The organism is Bartonella sp. W8151 (assembly GCF_016100385.1).
Lineage (GTDB): Bacteria > Pseudomonadota > Alphaproteobacteria > Rhizobiales > Rhizobiaceae > Bartonella > Bartonella apis.
In genome coordinates this window covers 470648-488046 of record NZ_JACFSO010000001.1, presented here as the reverse complement: position 1 = coordinate 488046, position 17399 = coordinate 470648, and the positions used below count along the sequence as shown (strand labels likewise).

The window sequence follows — 17399 nt, the reverse complement described above, 5'->3', positions numbered from 1 at the left end:
TGTTCTTTAAATTGGATGCCTGTTTTTCAAATTGGAAGAAAGAAACTCCATAGCGCTTAACATACGTTTGCCATCACCACCAAGGTAAATAAACCGTGCCAATTTTAACGGAGTGATAAAAATAGAAAAAAACCGGACAATTTTTTCAAGCTGTTTCAAGGTCTCCGGTGAAACTTGCTTTTTCCATGCATCAAAAGCGGCATTATCGGTTTTGTTTTTTTCAAGTGATTGTGCCGACACTTGAAAAAATAATAACCACGCATCACGCGCCTGGGCTGTGGGAATTGGCATCACTGCTTCCGGCTCTTCCTCAAAATCGAAAAAACCGAGCTCGTTTCCTGCCATAAACATATCACGGGGATGAGGCCTTCCGTGCACAAGTCCTGCGTGATGCACTTTTCCTAAAGCTTCACCGCATTGAACGAGTAACTTTTCATGTGCGTGAACATCTATCTCTTTTAAAAAATCAAGGCGTTTTTGTACAGTTTGACCGACATCGGAAATCATCAAAGCCGGTCCATCGACAGCAAGAATTTCGGGAACTGCCATACCTGCTTTGCTGAATTTTTCGATTTTACGTATTTCCTGCTCGTTCATGGCAACGGGATCACGCAATGGCGAAGATTTCATAAATGCAGCCGGTAATAAAAAAGATAAACGGTCATGAAGCCGCTTGCCCCATGGGCGCTTTTCAATTCCCTGCCGCTTGATCCAGACCTTTTTGCCCTCGCGCATGACACCGGCAATGCGTTTTCCCTCACAAGAATGAAAAAGCTTCTTGTCAGATTCGCTCAATGGCTCGGATATGAAAGAATTTATCTCGCTCATAACGCCTCAAAACAAAAACCCGCAACCGGCTTCAACCAGTGCGGGTTCCGAAAGAATGTTCTGTTTTTTAAAGGAACGCGACCGGCTTACTTGACGGCGCCTTCAAAAGCATTCGGTGTGGTTTTCTTCAAATATTCCAACGCCTTTTTTGCTGAAGCAACAAGCTTGGAGAATGTTGCAGGCTCATGAATAGCAATATCTGAAAGAACCTTGCGGTCGATCTCGATTCCTGCCTTGGCAAGACCGTCGATGAAACGGCCATAGGTCAAGCCCTCAAGACGGACAGCAGCATTGATACGCTGGATCCACAATGCGCGGAAACTGCGCTTGCGATTTTTGCGATCGCGATAGGCATATTGCCGTGAACGGTCGACAGCAGCTTTGGCTGTACGGATCGTATTTTTACGACGTCCGTAAAAACCTTCAGCAAGTTTGATAACTTTTTTGTGTTTGGCGTGTGCAGTTACGCCGCGTTTTACGCGTGCCATGTCATAATCTCCTTAAGAGCTAACTTTTAAAGGCCGTTCGGCAAATAGTTTTTGATGATTTTCTTGGCGTCGGGTGCACCAAGAACCATGGTGCCACGTGCATCACGCAAAAACTGGTTGGAACGTTTGATCATGCCATGCTGCTTGCCTGCGGCAGCTGCCTTGATTTTACCTGTAGCGGTAATTTTGAACCGCTTTTTGGCAGCCGATTTGGTCTTCATTTTGGGCATTTTGCTTCTCCATTGTTGTGATTGATGTTCGTACTGACCAAAGTACGAACAAGCATAAAAGTCGTCACGGCATGCCCTGCCGGACGGCTTGAACTGGGTTTTCATAAAACAGAGCCTCACAAATAGCAAGCAGACTTTTATGCAAAATACTTTTTTTCATGGCGCAAAAGCCAATCTTTACGCCACAAACCGCCAGCATAACCGGTAAGCGAACCATCCGCACCAATCACCCGATGACAGGGGATGATGATTGCAATCTGATTTTGCCCGTTGGCACGAGCCACCGCCCGCATAGCTGTAGGTCTATCCAATCTACGCGCCAATTCACTGTAAGAGCGTGTCTCCCCCGCCGGTATTTGGCGCAAAGCCTCCCAGACAAGGGGGGCAAAGCCACCAGCAACTTTGGCAAGCGGTGTTTCAAAATGGCAGCTTTTTCCTTGATAATAATCGGCCAACTCGGCTTCTACCTTGTCAATTACCGCTGTTCTTTCAAAACTGATGGAAGAGCGGGTCGCGGACTGCAATTTCTTGAGTTCTGTCAACAGCCCCTTGCGGTCGAAAAACTCCAAAAGATGCAAGACATGTTGGTCACTGACGGCAAGCATTTCACCTATCGGTGTTTCAATCCACGCCGCTTTTAGAAGATTGCGATTTTTTATTGCTTTCGGTGGGTGACCGATGAGCTTAAGAATTGCTTCACGAAAGCCGCTGCCCGAATCGTAGCCGGCGGAAAGTTGTGCTTCGATTACCGGTTGTCCGTGAGAAAGCAGCACAGCCCCCCGGCTTGCTCTTTTCAAGCGCGCCAATTCGAGAAACGTCATGCCTATCTGGCGTTTAAAAACGCGCCGCACTGTGGAAGGGTCAAACCCCATCCGTACAATATCGTCTTCCGACCATATGTGATCGGGATTTTCATCCAGTCTCGCCATTAAATTACGAAAAAGCGGATCAACGTGGCCACCTGCTTCCAGCGGATGGCATTTCTGGCAAGGCCGATAGCCCTGTTCGAGACATGCCGCAGCACTGTCACAGAAAAATACGTTTTCCCGCTTGGGTTTTCGCGCCGGACACGATAGCCGACAAAAAATACCTGTCGTTGTCACGCAAACAAAGACATGTCCGTCATAGGAGCGATCCCGATTGATCAGAGCTTCATAAAGCTGGTCTGTATTATTGGTTAGAAGTGTCATGAAAGTTTATATAAGCCAAAAAAAAGCAATTGTGCGCCGGAAATCGGGCACACATTTTTATAAAATTTAGCCACCAAAACCGGCCAAGCCTGTCTGTTATTTCACCGGGCAGTTCCAACGATTCCGCTCCGACTAATCGGATAATGTATAATTTTTGTCTTTAATGTCATTGGCTATCCGGATTGCCGCAAACAGGATTAATCTTTTGACTGTTAAACCGGAACCGGCGCACCATTGCCTTTCACTTCAACAAGCGGTGCCGGAATAGAACTTGTTTTAATGGCCGCCTTGCAAATATCGGCAATAATACAATGTACACAATCCGGTTTACGGGCTTTACAGATGTAACGACCATGTAAAATCAACCAATGATGGGCGTGAGCCATATATTTTTCGGGTATTATTTTGACAAGTTTCTTTTCAACTTCTTCAGGCGTTTTTCCCGGTGCCAGTTCTATCCGGTTACAAAACCGGAAAATATGGGTGTCGACGGCCATTGTCGGCTGGTTGAAAGCAACATTAAGCACAACATTCGCAGTTTTACGCCCAACACCTGGAAGTGCCATCAGAGCTTCTCTGGTATCAGGCACTTTACCGGCATATTTTTCGTTCAATATTTTGGAAAGCGCATAGACATTTTTGGCTTTTGCCCGCCACAGGCCAATCGTACGGATATAACCTGCAATGCCTTCTTCTCCGAGAGCTGCCATCTTTTCGGGCGTATCGGCGACAGCAAAAAGCGGCTTTGTTGCCTTGTTCACGCTTGCATCTGTCGCTTGTGCCGACAACACCACGGCCACAAGCAAAGTGAACGGACTTTCGTAAACAAGATCGCTTCTCGGATTTGGTCGCTGAACCGAAAAACGGCGAAAAATTTCTTCGATTTCGTCACCTGTATAGGCAGTTCCCGCTATTTTCCCGACTTTCGCCCTTTTGGCCTTCACACCCGTCATTACCTTTTAAAAACCTGTCTTGAACTTCAATGTAGAAATTTCCATATAACAGCTAAAGACAGAAAATGCCAAAACGGGTTTTCTGTTCAATAGTCGCTTCGAAGAGGACTACCTTATGACACGCATGACACCTTTTTCCAACCCGTTGCTGTTAGGCTTCGAAACAATGGAAAAAACGCTCGACCGTTTGAATAAATCGGGCGATGGCTATCCTCCTTATAACATTGTGCGTTTGTCTGGTGAGGAACCAAATGAACGACTGCGAATTACATTGGCAGTCGCCGGTTTCACGCCGGAAGACCTTGATGTTACGGTTGAGGATAATCAGCTTATTATTCGCGGTCGGCAAGCTGACGATGAGGAATTCGAATATCTGCATAGGGGTATTGCCTCACGCCAATTCCAGCGGGCTTTTGTGCTGGCAGATGGAATAAAGGTAGGGGCTGCAGAGCTTAAGAACGGCTTGCTTTCGATAGATCTTGAAAGACCGGCTCCAGAGAAGCGCGTCAAACGCATTACGATCAGTGCCATAGACGACGAGTAATGCGACAGGAGAAGAAAATGAAAAACGAAAAATCTTTGTCCATGCAGGAATTTGCTTTGCTCGGTGAGGGCGAACTCGCCTATCTGCGCAAAATTCGTACCGATGAATTAAGTAAAAAATTTCCGAATATGCCACCAATGACACCCGGCATCTCTTTATGGGCTTTGTTCGGGGCTGGCGGTGAGCCGATTATCCTTTCCGATGTTCGCGCCAAGGCTCTGGAAGGAGCAAACGATCAGGAATTGAAAACGGTTACCTTGCAATAAAACGTTCGTTGAAAAACGTTTATTTTTTTCAAGCTAAATGATCGGAATCGGGACTATTCTGAAGTTTTGTCAACATTTGTATGTTGCCATAAATTTTGAAAGAATTGTGCCCGATTTTTTCGTTGTTTGTTCAGGAGCAGATAGAAAATCGTCTCCCAGTTCAATGAGATTTGCCTATCGTATTTATGAGGTTCATGACTTCTATTGCAATCGTTGCAGGTCTTAATCTGGTTGTTTAACGCTACCCCCCTCAATTACACGTTTAAAATGAAGCAAAAGACATCTTGATAAAGCCTTTAAACGGGGAAATCGTATCTCCAATAGGTAATATATATTTATCTATAAACTTTTTTTAATTTCAGAGTTACATTTTTAATGTAACAATAATTATAATTAATATAATTTATTTATTTTTTAATATTATTATAATTGTTATATATATTTTTAAATTTATGATATAATATAAACAATATTATATTGTTTTATAATAATTAACCTCGATATATCCTCATATATTATAAAAAATATTCTCTTTTCTACCGTTTTTAAAACCCGCTCATCAAAATGTTTTTCTACTTGGCAAGGAGGATTTTTCTCTTTCAATATTTGCGTCAAGCGGTTAATATTGAGGAAGTTTCTAGCGCTTTTCACTTAATGTAGTAAAAAATTTTCTACCTTATAGAAGAACAGCTATCATGAAAAACGTTAAAAATACGATTTATCTCTTTATAGCAAGGTGTAAAATTCTTCCTATAAGCAGGATCGTGACGAGGGGGTCGTTTTGCGAAAACAGGCAGTTATAGCTTTTCTTATTTTTACTGTGGTCGGGGGTTTCGGATTATGCGTTTGTCGTTGCATGACAAACTATTTTTTATATTCACGTTTTTTCAATGACCGTTTCATTCTCGATATGATGGAAAATTTCAGTAGTATCGCAGCTATATTATTCTATCTTGCGGAAAATCTGCTGGAAGCTGCTATTTTTTCGATTTTTCCTACAGTCTACCTTTATCAGTTAAAAAGATTACCGATAGTATTTGTGATGTCCTATTCGGGGGCTATTTATCTGATGGGGGCAATCGGAGTTGCTTTCTATCTTAATCTTGCGCGTGTTACATTACCGCTCAATTCAATTCTCGTTTACGTGCTACTGACACCATTTCTTTATATCATTGTACCAATCTGGCTTGCCTATATGGTCTATTATATTTATTGGCTTGCACACGCGGAAATGAAAACTTAAAAGTCATCTAACAACTCGATGACTTGTGAGCATTATGACAGACCATAATAAATCAACTCTTTATAGCTACCCGATGCGTGGCTTTGGCGTTATTACAATTTTTCTGTTGCTTGGGCCAGCCGTCCAAACGATTGTCGGAGTATACCTCCTTCATCATTGGGTAGGTGGCACAAATCTGCTCGTAGAGATTTTTGATGTTTTCGGTAACGAAGTGCGTCCAAGATTTTTATCCGGTTATTCCTATTACATGCCTTCGGTGTTTTTAAGCGGTGTATTTTGTTCTCTTCCCCCCTCACGTGGACTGGGGCTTTCACTTTCAACATCTATCTGGCGCACAATTCTTGTCAGTCTATGTGTAGAAATATTCTATCTCATCATGTCACGCCCCTATATGGAACATATGACAAGTGAAAATATTCTTCGCGGCCTTTCCTACGGCTTCATCCAATGGATCTTTGTAGGATGGGTTTGCTGGATTCTTGCAACCGGTTTCAGACTTGATAAACCGGTCAATGATTGATGTCCGGCGGTCGGAGCAAAATACTTCTCGAAACAGATCGATACCTATCTTTTAAAACCTGAAAAACCTGTATGTTTTAAAAAACTGTAAAGCAAGCGCGAGCGAAACATTATTAAAATAATATTCTAAAGGTCTGAAGGTCCGGAAAAACCGCGCTTTCGTTTATTACGCAAAAAACGTGATTGGCTCCACGTTAAAACTATGCTGTGACAGCTATCTATATTCGAGAATAAAGGATATTTTTTCTCATGAGTAAAAATGCCGACATAACAGTACGCCCCGTCGGTTTTTTGCTAGCGCGCTTTCTCCAAGCTGTGCTTGTCTTTGTTGCCGGGATTATCATCCTGCCTACAGCATGGTCTTTCTTTTTTCTCCTGTTCGGCGGATGGTTTAAAACATTCGGCTTTTCATTGACCATTGCTTTCTTCCGACCTTTTCAGATCTATCTGCCAAGTTTTATAACCGCCTGTCTTATCGCTTTTATATTAGCGGCGAGAAGCGCGAGCTGGGGAAGTATTTCCCTGCGATTTACGTTGATAACCTCGGTCTTGATGGCACTTTTGTTCGACGGTTCCATTCGTGCTTTCAAATTTCTGTTTCCTACACTTTTTGCCAGTGTGGGCATCCAGAATGAAGCATTCCTTTATTGGACGATTGCATGGATTTTTGCCGGTTTCTTATTCTTTATCATTCTGAACCTGAGCGGCCTTACATTGCGTTACAAGGAAATGGAAAGGCCTCGGCTTGTTGATGCTATGAAATTTGCAATCGTCTACGCAATTTACGGTCCGGTACTTTATATCATCATCACATTATGGATCATGGTAGGTGATAGTTTGAGCTATCTTGGAGCGCGCGGTACAATCTCCGGAGAAATAAACACCGCCGGCCTCATGCTTGTGAGCCTTACCGTTTTCTGTGGCGTGCGCAGGCTGCGCCTTCAAGGTTCCCTCTCCTGGCGCTGGCTTTTTAGCATAACAATCGCCATCTCTCTGGTTTTCTGGATTGTTGATAGTATTTTTGTATCGAAATCGGATTGGCAGCTCACCGGACTTTATGTTTTGGCTGTTTATCTTTTGACCGCTATCAGCCTTTCTTTAATTGGCGGAGTGCTACTATATTTGCTGGGTGTGCCATTTAACGGGAAACGTTTTCAAAAAATCATTCGGCCATCGCCCCGTTTCCACCATGGAAGCCGGTTCTTTTTTGCACTTTTTCTGTTCATTATCTTTTTTATTTCTGCACCACCCCTATGGCAATCGGGAACGATCCTATGGCGGGCATTGCTCTTTTCCTTTCCGCCAGCTTCGTTTTTTACCGCCAGTCTTTCACTTGCCTATCTTAATGCAGGCCTTATTTTCAGCAGTTTTATTGCAATTATTGCGTTCCTGAAACGCCAGATAGACTTCGTTTCTATCTTTCTTGCGGCATTTATTTGTGCCCTTTGTAGCCTATTTCTGCCAATAAGCTATCTGGGCGTCAACTTCGGCCTCGTTTTCAATTTAATCGGTTGGTCAATGCTGCTTCTTGCCCCTTGCGCAGCATTCGGATTTTACATTTCTCACCTTTGCAAACAAGTTATTGTGAATTCAGGGAAAACTTGAAAATTTACGTAATTGTATCGAAGGCACCGGAGACTTGAAGAGGCCTGATATCGTATTCCCTCTATCTATATTTCCATTCTGTTCGGCTGTCAGCCTAATTTTTGTAAGTTAAAAGCTCACAATATTTTGTATCGGTCTTCAGGCTCGTCACATAGTTGACCGGTTAAGACACAAAAACGGAAGACAAATCCATATTTGAAATCATATTTTTCATTAGATTCAATAATCCGATTGAAAGCACTTCGCTCATCTTTGGCGAACATTGCAGAAGATTGGGACCAGTGATACAAATTAACAGATTATTAATATTCTCAGGCGGAGTGGTGTTTATGAAACCTGTTGTGGCTGCGTTCATTATGTGTCTTACCCTGTGCTCTTTCGCCTTCGCTCAGGAAGGCCAGAAGAATGACAAGACATCAACAGCCCCTGCGCAAGCAACAACGACAGCACCCGCAGTAGCAACAAAAACGACAGCGCCTGTTGATGCAACCAAGGTCGAAGGCAACCAACAGCCCGAAAATCCTTCTCCGGCACAGAATACACCGACAGAACCATCGGGAAAGCCTATGACTTTTGCTCTCCACACAAGCAATGAAGGTCAATGTCCCACATGTCGCTGGATCAGTGCGGAAGGCAACATCGTTCCTGATACGCCCGCATCGTTCAATCGCTTTCTTGAAGAAAACAAGCTTGCCGATCCGCTTTCTGCCCCCGATGGCTTGTTGATATCTTTTCACTCCAACGGAGGGGATATCCTTGCGGCAATTGCATTGGGCAGAGAGATCAGGAAACATAATTTCGATACAACTGTCGGCAACACAATCGTTAAACCTCTGGAAAGTGAGAAACTGGCAAATCAGATTGATGACAAATCTGCCGATAAAGCAGATAACAAAGCCGACGACAAAGACAAAACCGAAAATAACTCTGCTTCAGAAACACAAGAAGTCAAAACCGTTTCGGAACGGATCGACGGAATATGCCGGGAAGCTTGTATATGGGCATTTCTGGGCGGTAGAGCTCGTAATGTCAATAACGGTAAACTGGAATTACGCACCTACCGTCCACCACTTGACGGAGCTGGTACCACCTCTGGTCAGGAAGTCAGCGTGCGCCAACAACAACTTGCCGACATTGCTTATATAACAGATTACTCGGAAGAAATGGGGTTTAATCCCGTCATAGCTTTCATAAATTGGGATAATGCGGATTCACATATATTTTCAAGTGATGAAATACGAAACTATTCGATCGATTTTTCACCTGATGTGATTGGAAAATGGCAATTGGCGCCAATTAACGAGACACTTGTCGCAATAGCTTCAAGCAATGACAAAAAGACTTCGGCACGTCTTTATTGTGATAGTCATAAAACAATGTTTCTCGAGATAAGTGGGCCAACACGCTATAGCGCAGAGAACTATCAGAATTATCAGCAAACCGTTCAAACGTTACAAATCTGGGGAATGAGTGTGGGGATAAGCCAGGTGCAGACCAACTTGTCTGAAGGGCGGGTCGTCTACACAATCGAGCTTCCGAAAAGTCCGTTACAGGATTGGCATGTCGACGCGCCTTTTCTCAAAGGAGATAACGTAGCTGAACCGTTAAAGGGAATTTTCAATATTGAATTTTCCGATATGCCGGGTCTGAAGCAAGCAGCACGCTTCGTTATGAACAACTGTCCTTCAACATCACGCTAATAGGCATCGTCCACCTTCATTTTTCCAACTTGAAAAAGATTTCCAGAATGGCGAAAGGCATAAAAACGCCCAATAGAAAAAACACAATCGAGACGGGCAATTGATCCAATATTTCGCTCACCCAACCTGTCTCGTTCACAGGTGCCTGAGTTAGCATAAACATTTCAGCCATTGTCGTCAGGTGAAAAACACCGGCTTTCAGATAGACAATCAGATCCGACAAACCATAGAGCCCTGAAATAATAAAAAGCGGAACGCAAAAGACGAGCGCCGTCAAACACACGACGTTTTCCTTTTTTTCTCGCTTTTGATCGGAAACATCCCCGTCATCATAGATAACGGGGTTGCCGAAATTATCATTCTCGTAGAGATCCAGTTTGACCATTTTCAATAATTACCTCGCAACGTTGATGACGTTTCTTTTAAACGTCCAAACTTGCGCGAGGATGGCGCAAATAAAAAGCGGCCGGTTAAATCGACCGACCGCTTTTAAAACTTGAAATTAATTTTCGAATATTAACTGATAAACTTATTTCAAAGAATTACGATCAAGCTTTTATGGTTCTGAGCCTAAACTATCGCAACCCCGTTATAAATCAAACTATATCAGTGCTTCTTGTGATGAGAGGCAACGCGTTTATGATGCACATTGGCTTTCTTGTGGTGAACAACGGCTTTCTTATGGTGATAAACCGCATGTTGTTCAGCATAAGCAGGAGCCAACGACATTTTCGATACACCAAGAGCAAGGTTCAAGCCTTCATGGGCATCAACACTCAAAGGCTGCAATGTAAGACCATTGGCTGGACCGAAGCCAAGGAGTTGACTACCGGCACCGGCTGCAAGGCTGATGCTTGATCCAACACCACCATAATTACCTGCAAGCGATCCATTGGAATGGGCATTAGGCGAAGTTGCAAGAACCCACCATGTCATTTTGGTGCGGCCTGTTACACCGAGGTCAAGACCGTAATTTTCGATACGGCCGACATAATGGTCGTTGATCGAATGACCGTTAATCGGGATAAATTCGCAATCAAGCGCTTTTGAAGAGCTTACAAATTGTCCAATACCGCCCTTGCTGTCGCAGGTAAGGGTACCCGATACCAAGCCCGTTGCACCAGCTTGTGTTTGCAGGGATAAAAGCGCAGTAGCAGCAAATGCCAACGATGCAAAAAATGTTTTCTGATGTTTCATCATTTACGTTCCTTCCTAAACGCTAAACTCGTTCAACAACGAAAGTTCCAAAACGTAGTTTCGACTGGAATATAAGCTCTCGAACGCCGAAACACTAATGAATTAATAAATTATTACAAATGTGTGATTTTAAATAGGCCTTTTTTAAAAAAGACAAGACAAGAAAACCGAAAACCCCGGCCTTGCGACCGGGGTTCGGAACTCTTCATTTAATATGATTGAAAGTATTAAGCTTATAAAAGCTGTCCATTATGGATGGGGGTCTGCAGGAGGTTCCGGCGCATCAGGCCCTTTAGGACCTTCAGGGCCATCTTTCGGACCCGGATGCGGCAAAGCATAGCGTTCCAGTTTTGCTAACTGGTCAGCGTCCAGAACTTTACGCAGTTCACTTGCAGCTTCTTTGAATTTTTTAGCTTTTTCAGCACGATCAAGAGCCCGATCGGCAATTGGTTCACCAAAAATAGGTTTTACCGCATCGGGGGCTGGCTTAGCATCCGGAGCTGGTGGTGGCGGCGGGGTAAGGTCAACCAGATCAACAAGGCTTGAAGTATATTTACGCCATGCATCAAGCTGGTTTGAACGAATACCGACAGCCGTTTCCATCGCTGAAAGCTTTTCAGCTATATGCATTCCGGCATGAGGCCCTCTGAAATGTTCATGTCCTTTTTCCGGCCCCTTCGGACCTTTATCCTCAGGCCCGTTATGATGATGAGGCGGCTTTGGATGATGTTCACCATGTGCAGGCGGCGGTGTTGGCTCTGCCAAAGCAGAAGAAACGAAAGCCGGAGCAAGCAATGATGAAGCAAACACTGACGCAAGCAGTAATTTTTTCATTTTTATACTTCCTTTTATAGAACAGATAATAAAATTACTGTTATTAATTTTATTTCTTAACTAATAATCTGGACGCCCAAAAAGGCGAAATTGCGGTAAAAATCGAGCAATTATGAGGCCTTAAATTAATTCTTGGCAATGTTTGGCTAATCCCGTTTCATCACCTACCGACGAAAATCGCTCACTGTTTGATACGGGCAATATCCTCTTCCGGAATTTTATGATCAACCACCCGTTTGCGGTGGAAAATGAAAAGTCCTGCAAAGATGATAATTGCCGCTCCGATAATGATGTAACGATCCGGATAATTGTTGAAAAATATTATTCCGAAAATAATGCCCCATAGCAGCAGCGTATATTGCAAAGGAGCAAGCACCGAAGCCGGTGCAAGCTTTAATGAACGGGCAATCAAAAGATGGCCACAGCACGATACGACACCAAGAAGTGCCATTGCACCCCATTGTAACATTGTTGGCTCTGTCCAATGATTAATTGTCAAAACCAATCCAACAAGAAGTGCGCCGATTGTTTGCCAGGTAACGAGGACAGTATCCGTAACATCTTTTAAAACACGGCTCAAAACGATAACCATCGAAAAGCCGAAACTGCCAAGAAGGGCAAAAATCGATGGCCACGAAAGCATGGCCGATGATGGACGAAGTGCAATAATAACGCCGATAAAGCCCACAAAGATTGCAAGCCAACGCCGCCAACCGATACGCTCATTCAGGAAAAAGTGCGAAACGGCTGCCACATAGATCGGCCCTGCCATATAAAATGTGACGACATCTGCGAGAGGCAAATAAGCGACAGCTGCATAAAACAGCCCCGTATCCATTGTGGCGAAAACCACCCGCAGCAAAATAAGAAACGGTTTTTTGGGCTTAAACAAATTTTGTGGCGTGACGGTAGTAAGCATCGGCCCCAAAATCAGAAACGCACCAATCGAACGCAGCATTAAAACCTGTCCGACAGAAAATGTTGCTACCAGCCACTTGCCCATGGCATCATTGGCTGCAAACATGAAGTCGCCGAGAAGCATCAACAACATGCCCATGAGCACGATGTGATCGGACATTTTTACCGCTTTAAACCAATTCATAAAACCAGTCTCACGAAACCAAATTATTTAAAGAATCGCAGTTCAGAAACGAGAATTGACAGATAAGTCAAATTTTGTCCATTGTATTTTCTTTCACTATAAAAAGCAGTCAAACCGTTAATCGGATAAAACAACCACGGCTTTAAAAAACGTTGCAAAGCGGAATAGGCACCTTGGCTTGCACTGATTACGTTATGTTTCGTTAATACGTTTTGGAACGGGAAAAACGTAAAAACACTTTCAAGCTTTATATAGTGATACCGTCTTCAATTGTTACTATTTGTCTCCGGTTTCAATAAAATGACGACACATCTTACAATTGCACCCGTACGCATAACAAAATCATAGTAAATAAAGAGAGACCGCTTTATAACGACGTTATGACTTTCCGAAAATATGGCTAACGCGTCATTTTAAAATCGAAAATTAGGCGCAAGTTTTGGCTTTTAAAATTGGGAGAAAAAATTGGCCGATAAAAAACTCGAAGAAACCCACCTTATCAGCGATGTCAAACTTCCGAATGATGATAAAAGCCTCAAAGCTATAATCAACGAGGCGAATGGCCAAATTACAGTTTGGGAAGGTGGGGTATTTATTCCGCTTGCCTTTCTGGTATTGGGAATTGCACTCATTGGCACTGCCTATCAGAATTTTCAAATAGGAAAGATGATGACAATGGTCATTCTTGGTGCCTTGGCGTTGTTATTATTTGTTATTCTGATCCGTACGATGATACGTCGCCGTATCCCCTATATGGTACTTTCCCCGGAAGGATTGGAAACCACAGTGTTCAAAACGCCTGTGCCATGGCGCGGAATAACAGATTTCCAGATCAATTCGTCAAAAAGCAATTCGATGAACATCGCTGTCGGAATGGAATTTGTTATTGACGACAAATTTTTACCTGAAGAAAACGCAAAATGCCGTGGCGGCTCCTATTATGACAAGGCAAAAAAGAAATTGATGATTTCCGGTTTCAATTTCCGTCTTGAAACCAATCGGGATAAATTAATCAACGAGCTTGATACATATCGCAATGCAGCTCTCGCCCGCCATAAACTTGAAATGAAAAAATATAAATAATTCCGGCAGGCTTTTTCCCTTTTATCAAGCTTCACTAAAAAGGCGCATGATCCTATCTGCTCATGCGCCTGATCTTTATCTTCAAATTGGGCTAAAACCGGCCTTTTCCGATAATAGAATTTTATCTAACGACGTCCGCAACGGCGCAATTGCTGGTCATAACGGCGTGCCATCTGATCGGTTCTTTCGGCTGCTGACAGGATTGCGCTGCTTGCCCGCCCGCCGGAACGCGCATAAGCACTATGTCCCATATAATAATTGAGATAGAGCGCATAAGCATTATTAGGATTGATACCGTTAAGTTTTACACTTTGGCTGTGATACCAGCCGATAAAATCGGCCGCATCTGCAAAATTGGTGCGTTTTGCGCCGCGATTACCGGTAGCACGGATATAATGTTCCCATGTTCCGTCGAGAGCCTGAGAATAACCATAGGCTGAAGACCGACGCTTCCACGGAATAAAGCCGAACAGTTTTTTGCGCGGCGGACGGGCATTATGTTTATAGCCGGATTCGGTATTCATTGTTGCCATGATAATCGGCATCGGTATACCGTAACGGCTTTCTGCCTTTTTGGCTGATTTCTCCCAATTATTGAAAAAACCATCCTTTTGGTCAAAGACGGCGCAAACATTGTTTGTATGTGTAGGGGCTCTTGATGCACAACCACCCAGCACCGCTACAAGCGCCACGAGAAACACTATGCGCTTCATGATCAATACCTCTGTTTTAACTAACGAAGATATAGTGGTCGTCTTAACAGATTGTTAAGATGTTTGTTAACCATGTTTCCAGCTTTTACCCTGTTAGCGTGTTAGCCGGTTCAGATTTCAACTATTTGTTTAGAGTTGAAAAAGAGAATTGTCCGCAATGATATTCATTCTAAGGACATTTCTCATGAAGTGCTTACGTCTAAAACTTCACTCGAACTGGTTGGGAGCCACGGCACTCGCAGGAACCTTGGGAATTGGCATTTTTTCCCTGACAGCTATTCAACCGGTTACGGCACAATCGATTTTTCTTTCCGGCGGTGGTGGCGGCGGCGGGTCGCTAACCGGAAATGGTGGTTATGGTGCAGGTGGTTTCATCACTTCTACCAAACCTGAAGTTCCAAATTATGGTGGTTCCGGAACAGACGGGGGTAAAGGCGGTTTAGGCGGTTCTGGCAGTATTTCGGGAAAAAACAATCTGACTTCGGAAGAGGCGGACGCGCTTGGCGTTACAGTGACCCCCCCTACTGATGGCGAAGGTGATAGCCATAATACTGGCAAAGGCGGACTAGGCGGAAATATCACAGCAAAGCTAGCAAAAGATATAACAGTTGAAAGTATTATTCTTGAAGCCGGTAACGGTGGCGAACCGGGGAAAACTATTGACGGCGAATCCCGCACTTTGGGCATCGGCGGGAATGGCGGCGATGCGACGCTAACCGGTGCCGATAGGAAAATTACTATCAATGATACTATAAGCCTGACGAGTGGCCATGCCGGTGGTTCTGGTGACCAAAAAAGCAATGGCGGTAAAGTTGGTTTTACGACGGGTAAAATTATCGTAGGTGCAGATAAAGTAGCGAAGATAAATCTTGAACGCAATGACGGACAACTCTTATTCAGAACTGATGAATTTGACGCAACAAAGGGCGATGCAACTATAAATCTGACTAACACCGAAGCATGGGGAAACAATAATAATTATGGCGTCACATTAGGTGATCTTAAAATTGGCATGGGACGTCAAGTCACAATAAATGGAAACGGTGATTATAACATTTCATCTTTGATAATCGGAACTCCGGTAAACGAAGCGAGTATAGGAGATGAAAGCAATAACACCATTATTGCACCTGCCAAATTTTCAACTGAAAAAGATTTGAAATTAGATTCGTCATCAAAGTTAATTTTCTATCTGCCTGAAAACGTGAACAATGGCAGTTCATTATTGAGGATAACAGGAAAAGGTAACATTGCCATCAATGATGCTTCGGTGGAGCTAAGGCTTGCCGGCACTGATTTACGTAATTTACAGCCTGGCGATCAGGTCCGATTGATTGAAGGTCAAGTCATTGGAAATTCTCACAATTCAGATGCGAGCGTCTCTAATGGCGCTAAAACTTGGAATTTCGGAATTGCAACTTCGCAAGATCGGAATTTGATTGCAGCGCTTAAAGGGCCGACACCTCCTTCAAATACCGGTGATGAAACGGGTAAGGGTAGTAATTCGGGAATAAATGATCAATCCGGAAGTAATAGTGATTCGGGTAAAAACAATAATTCCGGCGACAATAACACTAGCGGGAATAATTCCGGAAAAGGAAATGATACCGATAAGCACACCGATAGCGGTTCTCACGACAACAGTTCGAATAACCAAAATACCAATTCCGATAACAACAATCAGAATAATGCCAAAGGAAATAATGGAACCCAACCGAATCTTATCGGAAAAGATGATGGCAAGGGCAATATATATACCGATAACTATGGTGCGGTAACAATTAATCGCGCCAAAGCCAATGCCTATTTCCAGAGCAACGCGGCAGCACTCAATGCTCTTAACTACGGTGCTGACCAGATTGCCTCGATTGACGATTATGTTCTACCGATGGAAGTCAAAAAATTCGGTCAAACTGTTGAAGGCGTTGTTTTCCTACAAGGCAGTGGTTTCCGGCAAAAAGTCGAAACGGGAAGCCATATCAAGAATGACGGCTACCATTTGATGGGCGGCGGCGGCATCCGTTATCATGAAGACCAGGGCAATCTTCTTGCCACCGTCTTTATTGAACATGGCGACGGTGATTTTGATACCTACCATCAGAGTATTCATGGAAAAGGCGACTTCAGTTACACCGGCGGTGGCCTTTACGCAAAACAGACGTGGGACAACGGCTGGTTTATTGACGGGTCGGGACGCGCCGGACGGGTTAAACGCGACTTCAAGAGTGGCGACATCGAAAATGGTGGCTTTGATGATAAAAGCTCCAACTATTACGGCTTCCATATCGGCGGCGGTAAGGAACTCGAAGTTTCGCCCGACAACAAACTTACTTTGAATGGTCGTTTGTTATGGACAGAAATCGAGGATTTCTCGACATTGTCAAAGGCTCAAGAACATTTGGGCTTTGATAGTGCCCGCTCTATTCGCACGCATTTGGGTGCCCGCCTTGACCATAAGGTTACGCAAGAGGCAAAACTTTATGCAGGTGCCGCCTGGGAACAGGAACTTGATGGTGAGATCGAGGGAAAACTCGACAGTTATCGCGTCGATAAGCCTGATTTTAGCGGTGCAAGTGCCGTCTTTGAAGTGGGCGGTAAATACGAGCAAAATCAGGGAATGCAAGGCTGGGTTGCCAATGCAGGCGTCAAAGGCGTTGCCGGCAAACGTGATGAAATTGCAGGTAAAGTCGGCGTCGGCTACCGCTGGTAATCGTGACACCACTTATTCCTGAATTGATAATGAAGGTTGCGGCGCAAATTTGTTTTATGATGCGTCGCAACTTTTTTATTTTCTTGATAGATGAATTCGCCGTCGATTTTCGGCGTAAAGACCAGACTAAGAGTCGAATCCTTTTTACTTACAGGTTGCTTCGCCAAATTGCATTTGTAACTATACGTTTTAAC

At 43.8% G+C, this 17399-nt stretch carries 18 protein-coding genes; 8 read left to right on the top strand and 10 right to left on the bottom strand.

Going from position 1 to position 17399, the window contains the following annotated elements:
- Positions 1–6: 6 nt before the first annotated feature.
- The 5 genes from H3V14_RS02235 to nth form a co-directional block, all read right to left on the bottom strand.
- Positions 7–828: a serine/threonine protein phosphatase gene (locus tag H3V14_RS02235; protein ID WP_198226244.1), complete on the bottom strand. Its 822-nt coding sequence runs from the start codon at positions 826–828 to the stop codon at positions 7–9.
- A gap of 86 nt (positions 829–914) precedes the next feature.
- A complete protein-coding gene (gene rplT / locus H3V14_RS02230) occupies positions 915–1316 on the bottom strand; it encodes a 50S ribosomal protein L20 (protein ID WP_075869652.1) in 402 nt (133 codons plus the stop codon).
- Between the two features lie 26 nt (positions 1317–1342).
- Positions 1343–1546, bottom strand: coding sequence for a 50S ribosomal protein L35 (gene rpmI / locus H3V14_RS02225; RefSeq protein ID WP_075869939.1), 204 nt, complete (start codon positions 1544–1546; stop codon positions 1343–1345).
- 137 nt (positions 1547–1683) lie between these two features.
- Positions 1684–2736 (bottom strand): bifunctional transcriptional activator/DNA repair enzyme AdaA, encoded by a 1053-nt coding sequence (locus H3V14_RS02220; RefSeq protein WP_198226242.1) that lies wholly within the window; start codon positions 2734–2736, stop codon positions 1684–1686.
- 212 nt (positions 2737–2948) lie between these two features.
- Positions 2949–3689 (bottom strand): endonuclease III, encoded by a 741-nt coding sequence (gene nth, locus H3V14_RS02215; RefSeq protein WP_198226240.1) that lies wholly within the window; start codon positions 3687–3689, stop codon positions 2949–2951.
- A 115-nt stretch (positions 3690–3804) separates the two neighbouring features.
- Between nth and H3V14_RS02210 the strand changes: the two genes are divergently transcribed.
- The 6 genes from H3V14_RS02210 (at position 3805) to H3V14_RS02185 (ending at position 9566) form a co-directional block, all read left to right on the top strand.
- The gene (locus H3V14_RS02210) at positions 3805–4233 is read left to right on the top strand and encodes an Hsp20 family protein (RefSeq protein WP_075869649.1); all 429 of its coding nucleotides are present in this window, start codon (positions 3805–3807) and stop codon (positions 4231–4233) included.
- A 17-nt stretch (positions 4234–4250) separates the two neighbouring features.
- A complete protein-coding gene (locus H3V14_RS02205; protein ID WP_075869938.1) occupies positions 4251–4499 on the top strand; it encodes a DUF1150 family protein in 249 nt (82 codons plus the stop codon).
- Positions 4500–5355: 856 nt separating this feature from the next.
- A complete protein-coding gene (locus H3V14_RS02200) occupies positions 5356–5742 on the top strand; it encodes a hypothetical protein (RefSeq protein ID WP_075869647.1) in 387 nt (128 codons plus the stop codon).
- A 34-nt stretch (positions 5743–5776) separates the two neighbouring features.
- Positions 5777–6262, top strand: coding sequence for a hypothetical protein (locus tag H3V14_RS02195; RefSeq protein ID WP_075869646.1), 486 nt, complete (start codon positions 5777–5779; stop codon positions 6260–6262).
- Between the two features lie 248 nt (positions 6263–6510).
- Positions 6511–7866 (top strand): hypothetical protein, encoded by a 1356-nt coding sequence (locus tag H3V14_RS02190; RefSeq protein ID WP_198226238.1) that lies wholly within the window; start codon positions 6511–6513, stop codon positions 7864–7866.
- A 329-nt stretch (positions 7867–8195) separates the two neighbouring features.
- Entirely contained in the window at positions 8196–9566 is a 1371-nt protein-coding gene (locus H3V14_RS02185) for a hypothetical protein (RefSeq protein WP_198226236.1), read from the top strand.
- A gap of 16 nt (positions 9567–9582) precedes the next feature.
- Here the strand turns inward: H3V14_RS02185 and H3V14_RS02180 are convergent, their stop codons facing one another.
- The 4 genes from H3V14_RS02180 to H3V14_RS02165 all read right to left on the bottom strand — a co-directional run bounded on the left by H3V14_RS02180 (position 9583) and on the right by H3V14_RS02165 (position 12699).
- Positions 9583–9951, bottom strand: coding sequence for a hypothetical protein (locus H3V14_RS02180; RefSeq protein WP_198221472.1), 369 nt, complete (start codon positions 9949–9951; stop codon positions 9583–9585).
- A 221-nt stretch (positions 9952–10172) separates the two neighbouring features.
- The gene (locus tag H3V14_RS02175; protein ID WP_246713072.1) at positions 10173–10766 is read right to left on the bottom strand and encodes a DUF992 domain-containing protein; all 594 of its coding nucleotides are present in this window, start codon (positions 10764–10766) and stop codon (positions 10173–10175) included.
- 246 nt (positions 10767–11012) lie between these two features.
- Positions 11013–11597 (bottom strand): hypothetical protein, encoded by a 585-nt coding sequence (locus tag H3V14_RS02170; protein ID WP_198226234.1) that lies wholly within the window; start codon positions 11595–11597, stop codon positions 11013–11015.
- Positions 11598–11778: 181 nt separating this feature from the next.
- Positions 11779–12699, bottom strand: a complete 921-nt coding sequence (locus H3V14_RS02165; RefSeq protein WP_075915275.1) for a DMT family transporter — start codon at positions 12697–12699, stop codon at positions 11779–11781.
- 465 nt (positions 12700–13164) lie between these two features.
- On the opposite strand from H3V14_RS02165, the gene H3V14_RS02160 reads away from it, so the two are divergent.
- Complete coding sequence (locus H3V14_RS02160; RefSeq protein WP_198226233.1) at positions 13165–13782, top strand: hypothetical protein; 618 nt, start codon at positions 13165–13167, stop codon at positions 13780–13782.
- A gap of 125 nt (positions 13783–13907) precedes the next feature.
- Here the strand turns inward: H3V14_RS02160 and H3V14_RS02155 are convergent, their stop codons facing one another.
- Positions 13908–14495 carry a hypothetical protein gene (locus H3V14_RS02155; protein ID WP_075915277.1) on the bottom strand — a complete coding sequence of 196 codons (588 nt, stop codon included), beginning with the start codon at positions 14493–14495 and terminating at the stop codon, positions 13908–13910.
- Between the two features lie 184 nt (positions 14496–14679).
- Between H3V14_RS02155 and H3V14_RS10940 the strand changes: the two genes are divergently transcribed.
- Positions 14680–17205, top strand: coding sequence for an autotransporter outer membrane beta-barrel domain-containing protein (locus H3V14_RS10940; RefSeq protein WP_198226232.1), 2526 nt, complete (start codon positions 14680–14682; stop codon positions 17203–17205).
- Positions 17206–17399 lie beyond the last annotated feature (194 nt).